Origin of the sequence: Streptomyces sp. NPDC007162 (genome assembly GCF_040634175.1) — a bacterium.
Lineage (GTDB): Bacteria > Actinomycetota > Actinomycetes > Streptomycetales > Streptomycetaceae > Streptomyces.
Genome location: NZ_JBEYFC010000509.1, coordinates 1 through 6,331 on the forward strand (window position 1 = coordinate 1; position 6,331 = coordinate 6,331).

Genomic DNA, 6,331 nt, shown 5'->3' on the forward strand with positions numbered 1-6,331 from the left:
TCGTCGCTCCGCTCCTCCGGGCGGGCGCGGGCGGCCGGCGGCGCCCGCGCTCATGTCTCCGCCCCGCTCGGCACCGCCGGCCGCCCGCTCCCGCCCAAGAGGCAGGCACACAGTGCATGAGGTCAGAACCACGTCGTGGCTGGGGGCGGTCGGCTCCGCGATTTTAGGCAGCCACTTTGGCGCGAGCCTCGAAGATCATGGCCCAAACGTCGTGCTTTACCGGGCAGGTCCACAGACTGCCCGACGCGCCGGAAGCTTAATGGGCCATGATCACTCGCGCCAAAGCAGCTCCCGCCCAAAATCGCTCCGCCGACCGCCGTTGTCGACTGCCGCCCGCCACGTGGCAAGGTCTAAACCACTGACGGCAACGCTGACGGCAACAGGGGCGGACGTCAGCGCACTCCAACGGACTTCAGCGGACGTCCAGTTCGGCTCCGACCTGCAAAATCCCAGGTAGGGCACACCGCGCTTCCACACGTACTATGTGCTGGCTGGAAATACGCCGGTGCTCGTGCACAATACGTGCGGCGAGATTCCGTACAACAGCAATGAGCTGAGCAATGCGGCTTATAACGCCCGAGGTGCAGCCGGCGTAAGCCCGGGGCGGAATGTTGCAGTCGCGCGAGTCCCGGGGTGGAATGATCCCAAGACTGGTGACCTCGTTACTGGCTTCAGTAAGGGCAACGGTTACCACTCGGAAAACCACATCCTGGATCAGCTTGCGGCCAAGGGCTTCAAGCCGGACCAAATCACGGAACTCTATAGCGAGCGCCAGCCTTGCCCGGTATGTGGGCCCATGCTGGATGGTGCCCTCAGCCCGGGAACCCCAGTTAGTTGGTCGGTGCCCTGGGGGTCTGACGCGACATTGAATGCAGCGTCCAACGAGCTGCTGAGACAGATGATCGCGGCGGCTGGTGGCCGCTGATCGGTGCGCGCTAGCCTAAGAGGTGTGTGGTGGGTGCTTAGGGGCACCCACCACACATCCCGAAAACATCAACTCCTAAACACAGGCCGGGTGTTCATGCATGTCTGACTTCGTCAACGCTTCCGACGACGTTCTCGCCGATCGAAACCAACTGGCTGATCAAGTTTGCCGGGAACTCCAACTGGCGGGAATCCCCGCCTTTCTAATGGCTGACGCGGCGGGGTCGGTAGGGGCGGAGGTTGAGGTTGACGCTGGCGATGACGAGGCGGGTGGCGTCTTCGTGACATGGCGCCCCGACCCGGCTCTTTCCCGGGCAGTGGCTGAGAGTGTACGGAATCGCGAGCTGTCGGCTCCAGTCATTCGGCATTCGGGAGCGATTGTCTCGCACATGCGGGATGCGATTATCGGAATTCTAAGCTCGGCCGGTTTCCGGGCCGGCGTTGCGGATGATGATATGCGCCCAATGGTGATTCACGTCGCAGGGTGATAATCATCATCGCTCCTGCGGACTCGAGGATCTGAGTGGGTCCAAAATTGAGGCCCTACTCAACAGAAGATGCCCCACCGGATTGGTTTCCGATGGGGCATCTTGACGCTTTGACGTAACGTCAAGATGACGGAAATAGACTTGTAAGACTCAAGATTATTTGAGGGGTGAAATGCCGATCAACGATCCAAATCGTCGAGATCCTGTTGAGATTTTGGCGCGTGTCGACAGCATGGAGCCAGGCGCTGAGGATGTGCTCCGAGCTTTCCAGACGTGGGTGTATCTCGCTGGGAGAGCTGGATGGACGGTAGAGGAAGAGCCAGGTTTTCAACCGCAGTCCGAAGGTACTGATATCGACGGCGTCGTCATTGATGGTCTGTCTTATCGTCTGCATTATGGGCTGCGGTGCAGAGAGAACGAGGTTGATGACTCGACGATTCCACCGTCACTGCGAGCGATCTTTACGTACGCGGCGTGGGCAGAGCCTGTGGTGGAGAACTCTTCGCTGTGGTGAGTTGGACGGTTCCAGCGGGCAGCGTTTTGTCTGTCGAATCATCGCAGGTGGGCATTGTGCGCAGGCAGGGTGGATCACGCGTCTAATTCCTTACTGGGGAAGCTACTAGAATCTAGCCTCGAAGTTTCGTGACGGTCCGCCGACGGAGTTGGTGGACCGTTTTCGTGCCGTGGACGAAGGCTGTGCAGGCCAGGGGCCCGAGTGTCGCCTCAGCGGGCGCAGGATGATCCAAGAAGTCAAGGCCGGCAGCAGGAAACCGGGACGAGTGGCTGACGCCTCCGCTGGCCGTCCCGCATAACTGGCCGATACGGGCACTGTCCGGACCCGAAAGGATGCTGCCGCTGTGGAACAGATGGCAGCGTCTCTGGCGACCGGAGTGGTCGCTGCGTGGGACGCGATCACCGGTGAGCCGGCGGGTATCTCGCTTCGGGGGCCCCGTGGCCGCAGTTGACCAATCCGACGGAACCTCGCTCGTGGTGACAGGGGCATCGCAGAGCGAAATGATCGTATTCGTTGTGGGCGTAAGGTGATGTGCCTGGTCGTCGTTCTCGACCCCGTACTCGGCTGTCCGTCTGCGCCGCTCGACCCACCCGCCGTCGGAACCGGTGCCCTCCTCCTCACCCGGCTCGTGGTCATCGGTGAGGTAACCCACGACGTCGGCGGCCAGTTCGCCGCTCTTGCCGCTGGCGGTCCCTGATCGTGCCGCTTGCCCTCGTGTGCTGTTGTGCTCTGCCGGGATCAGGTTCTGGGTGTTGCGTGAAGGGGGTTGAGCATGTCCTGCGGTTCCTGAGTGTTAGCGAGATGGGGGCGGGAGGATGGGCGGGTGCTGTCCCGGGCCTATGGTCTGACTCATGATATTTCTGACCGAAGTGTCTCAGTCACACTGTGTCGGCCGGTGGTTGGGGATGGTGCGTTGTCGGTGCCGGACTGGCGGGGTGTGTCCCGATAGGGGCCTGTCGATTGCTGTGGCGTCCTCACGATTCTGACCGTCTGACGCGGCTCGGTACCGGCAACGCGATACGTCATCGGGCCGGAAGGGAACGGGCATGCGTGGTTCGGCACTGTCCAGTACGACGCCTGCTCCGCGGGCACGCCGTCGTCGCCCTGTGGGGGAGGTGGTGCTGGGAGTGGAAACGCACCGGGACGCCCATGTGGCTGCGGTGCTCTCCTTGACGGGGGCGGTGCTCGCAATTGACGAGTTCCCGGCCACCGCGGCTGGATACCGTGATCTGCTGAAGTGGGCCAGGAAGTCGGGGACCGTGGGGCGGGCCGGGGTGGAGGGGACCGGTTCCTACGGGGCGTCCCTGTCCCGCTATCTGCTGGCCCAGGGGCGTGGACGTGTTCGACGTGAACCGGATGGACCGGGCAGATCGTCGTCGGCGCGGTAAATCGGACCCTCTCGATGCCCAGAACGCGGCGCGAGCCGTGTTGAGCGGGCGGGCCAGCGCCCGGGCCAAAACGGGCGACGGGCCGGTGCAGATCGCGAGAATGTACAAACTCACGAAAGCGTCGGCCGTCAAGGCCCGCACTACGGCCATCAATCAGCTCAAGGCCGTCCTTGTTACTGCTGATCCCGCTTTACGGGAAGAACTGGCCGGACTGGGCAATGCCGAACTCTTCCGTACCTGTGCGCAGTTCGCGGACATGAGCAGTTGCGAGGAGATCGGCGAGGAGTCGGTGCTGCAGGCCACTCGGATCACGTTGGGCCTGCTGGCTCACCGGATCGGCCAGCTCTCCGAGCAGATCCGGGACGTGGAGGCTCGTCTTGCCCGGCTCGTGGAATGCCACGCCCCGCAGCTGCTCGACGTGGTGGGGATCGGCCCGGACACGGCGGTCTCTTTGCTGATCACGGTGGGGGACAACCCGGAACGGCTGGACAGCGAGGCGTCGTTCGCCGCGCTGTGCGGTGTCAGCCCTGTCGAGCGTTCCTCGGGGCGCCGGCAGTTCCGTCGCCTTAACCGTGGTGGCGACCGGCAGGCCAACGCCGCGCTCCACCGCATCGTGTTCACCCGCTTGAGGGTCGACGCGCGCACCCAGGTCTATTACGAGCGTCGGATCAAGGAGGGCAAGACCAGGCGCGGAATCGTCCGCTGCCTCAAACGCTACGCGGCTCGGGAGGTCTTCCACCTGGTCAAACAGTTGCAGTCAGATCCCCGCTCATAGGGGCAGTCGTGACAGATGAGAGGCTCAGACGGGTGAGTGAGACACCCCCGAACACCCTGCAATACCGCTTTGACGGGCCAGAAGACGCTCCGGTCCTGATCCTGGGTCCCTCACTGGGTACCACCTGGCACATGTCGTAGAAGCCGTCCAGGGCCGTCCGTCCAGTCTTGTGCGGGCAGGTATGTCCAGGTTTGGAATCCTGTGCGGGAGGGTGTCCACGGGGTCGGTGATTCGCGCGTGACACCTGAGCGTCTGTGTTCGGTGACTGCGTGGCGGAGCGAGATCGTAGGGATGGCCTCCGCAAGCTGGGCGTCGAGGGAGTGTTCGCCTGCGTACGCCCGTTCGCCGGCTCAGAGCGCAGCGTGCCGGAATTGGTGCGCGCCTTCTCGGTAGTGGGGTGGATCACATGCCGTTCGCTGCATCCCTCTGTGTGGTTCCTGAGTCTGGTGCGTCGACTCGATCTTCTGTGGAGGGGAGTAAAAAGTGGCTGATCGTACCCTTTTAGGGGTGGCGGCTCTGTGTGTGACGGCGGTGGTGACGCTCACCGCCTGTGGAGAGGGCGAGAAGGCCGACGCCAAGGCGGCGGGTGCCTCCGTCTCCGCATCGGCTTCGCCCGCGACGCCGTTTGAGGGCTTGAGTCCGGCGCAGATCGCCGAAAAGTCCCGGCTGGTGATGGCGAAGTTGAGGTCCTTGAGGGTCACAGGCTCCGCGACCGTCGAGGGCAAGGAGATGACCGTTGATGTAGCGGTCGCCGGAAAGGGGAACTGCCTGGGTACCTTCGGTATGGGGGGTGGGACCGGCCAGGTCCGCTGGTACGGGGGCTACACCTATACGAAGGGCGACAAGAAGTTCTGGCAGGAGTCCGTCGCCGGAGCGGGCGTGCCCTCTCAGCAGGCTGACACTGTCGTCGGATTGCTGGCGGGACGGTGGCTCAGGAAGCCGGTGGGATCCGCGGATGCGGACGACGAGTTTCCCTTCTGCGACACCGCCGCCATGTTCACGAAGGACCAGTCCGACAGCGCTCTCAAGAGAGGCGCGGATACCGACGTCCACGGCACCCGCGGCCTGACGCTCACGGGGAAGGACAGTGCCGCGACCCGGACCCTTGTCGTGGCCACCGATGGCCAGCCCTACGATCTTCGGATGTCCGTCGAGGGCGGCAAAGAGCCCCAAACGGTCGAGTTCTCGGGGTTCAACAAGCAGGTGACCCTCGCGCCACCGCCCACCAAGAACGTCATAGACATGAACAAACTGCAAAGATAGTCGCGCCCGCGCCCGGTCGAGTCGCTGCACGCCCTATATCCGGAGGTGCGCGCGCCGGAGGTAGTGGACGAGCGGCGGGTCGACTCCCTTCTGGGGCGGTACGTGGGTTGTCGTCTTTTCGGATGGGGCGAGCGGGCTGGGCCGCGGGTCCGCCGGGCGGCTGCGGCTGGGTGAGCAAGCGTCGCCTCGTCTCGACCAGACGGGAGCTTGGAAGGGCCTTGCATCCGCTGCGTCCGCAGCGGGGCGTCGGTCACGAGGGCATGATCCGCCGGTGGTCCGGACAGCCCGGCAGCCTTGGGTGCTCCGGGCTCGTCGGCGGGCCGGCTGAGCCCGTCCAGCCGTGCGCTCAGCTGCGCGATCTGCTCCCTCATCGCGTGGGCCGGCGCCGTGACATCCCGTTGGTCCGACGAGCGGCGCCCGGAGATTTTGGTCGCAGGCGTGGGCGGGCCCACGCCGCTCCTGGCGGAGCTGGCGCGGGCCCTGGACCGGCTGTGGGTCAGTGCAGTGCGCTGACTTCGGTCGCCGAGAGCGTGCGGGGGTAGACGTGGACGTCGGCGACGGAGCCGGGGAAGGCGAGGTAAGGGGCGGTGGCGGAGGCGCTGTTGACGCAGCCGCCGATGGTCAGGGGCATGGAGGAGTCGTACTGGGGGCTGAGGTTGGTGGCGGTCCCGATCAGGGTGCCGTTCTGGTAAAGGGCCATGTTGCCGGTGGTGGCGCCTCCCGGGACTGGTGCACGAAAGGTGGCTACGAGGTGGGTCCAGGTGCCGATCGTGCCGCTGTTGGGGTCGCCTTCGGCGGTGGGGAAGTCGGAGTTCTCGTCGTTGGTAGTGGTGGTCTGGAACATCCAGGCGGCGCTGGGTTTGTCGTAGGAGAGGTAGAAGGACTGGTGCTGGGTGGTGCCCTGGCAGACGGCGGTGGTGCCGAGCGCTGAGTTGATCTTCACCCAGGCGGAGACGGTGTAGTCGCCGAGGGTGTTGAC

General features: G+C 64.5%; 7 protein-coding genes. 6 read left to right on the plus strand and 1 reads right to left on the minus strand.

Going from position 1 to position 6,331, the window contains the following annotated elements; genetic code table 11:
• The first annotated feature begins 511 nt into the window (after nucleotides 1–511).
• From ABZ646_RS37590 to ABZ646_RS37615, 6 genes are all read left to right on the plus strand, one after another.
• The gene (locus tag ABZ646_RS37590) at nucleotides 512–925 is read left to right on the plus strand and encodes a nucleic acid/nucleotide deaminase domain-containing protein (RefSeq protein ID WP_360529496.1); all 414 of its coding nucleotides are present in this window, start codon (nucleotides 512–514) and stop codon (nucleotides 923–925) included.
• Nucleotides 926–1,025: 100 nt separating this feature from the next.
• Nucleotides 1,026–1,412: a hypothetical protein gene (locus tag ABZ646_RS37595; protein ID WP_360529478.1), complete on the plus strand. Its 387-nt coding sequence runs from the start codon at nucleotides 1,026–1,028 to the stop codon at nucleotides 1,410–1,412.
• Nucleotides 1,413–1,584: 172 nt separating this feature from the next.
• Complete coding sequence (locus tag ABZ646_RS37600) at nucleotides 1,585–1,926, plus strand: hypothetical protein (RefSeq protein WP_360529481.1); 342 nt, start codon at nucleotides 1,585–1,587, stop codon at nucleotides 1,924–1,926.
• Between the two features lie 1,046 nt (nucleotides 1,927–2,972).
• Nucleotides 2,973–3,314, plus strand: a complete 342-nt coding sequence (locus ABZ646_RS37605) for a transposase (RefSeq protein ID WP_360529484.1) — start codon at nucleotides 2,973–2,975, stop codon at nucleotides 3,312–3,314.
• Nucleotides 3,259–4,089 (plus strand): transposase, encoded by an 831-nt coding sequence (locus ABZ646_RS37610; protein ID WP_360529487.1) that lies wholly within the window; start codon nucleotides 3,259–3,261, stop codon nucleotides 4,087–4,089. Before ABZ646_RS37605 ends, ABZ646_RS37610 begins: the two co-directional genes overlap by 56 nt.
• Nucleotides 4,090–4,572: 483 nt before the next feature.
• Nucleotides 4,573–5,352 (plus strand): hypothetical protein, encoded by a 780-nt coding sequence (locus tag ABZ646_RS37615; protein WP_360529490.1) that lies wholly within the window; start codon nucleotides 4,573–4,575, stop codon nucleotides 5,350–5,352.
• 496 nt (nucleotides 5,353–5,848) lie between these two features.
• Here ABZ646_RS37615 and ABZ646_RS37620 read toward each other — a convergent pair.
• On the minus strand, nucleotides 5,849–6,331 hold a 483-nt coding region (locus tag ABZ646_RS37620), incomplete at its 5' end, for a LamG domain-containing protein (RefSeq protein WP_360529493.1).

What these genes read in the sequence shown, in the direction of transcription:
- ABZ646_RS37595 (WP_360529478.1), top strand. Translation starts at nt 1,026, where the DNA reads ATGTCTGACTTCGTCAACGCTTCCGACGACGTTCTCGCCGATCGAAAC.
- ABZ646_RS37600 (WP_360529481.1), top strand. Translation starts at nt 1,585, where the DNA reads ATGCCGATCAACGATCCAAATCGTCGAGATCCTGTTGAGATTTTGGCG.
- ABZ646_RS37605 (WP_360529484.1), top strand. Translation starts at nt 2,973, where the DNA reads ATGCGTGGTTCGGCACTGTCCAGTACGACGCCTGCTCCGCGGGCACGC.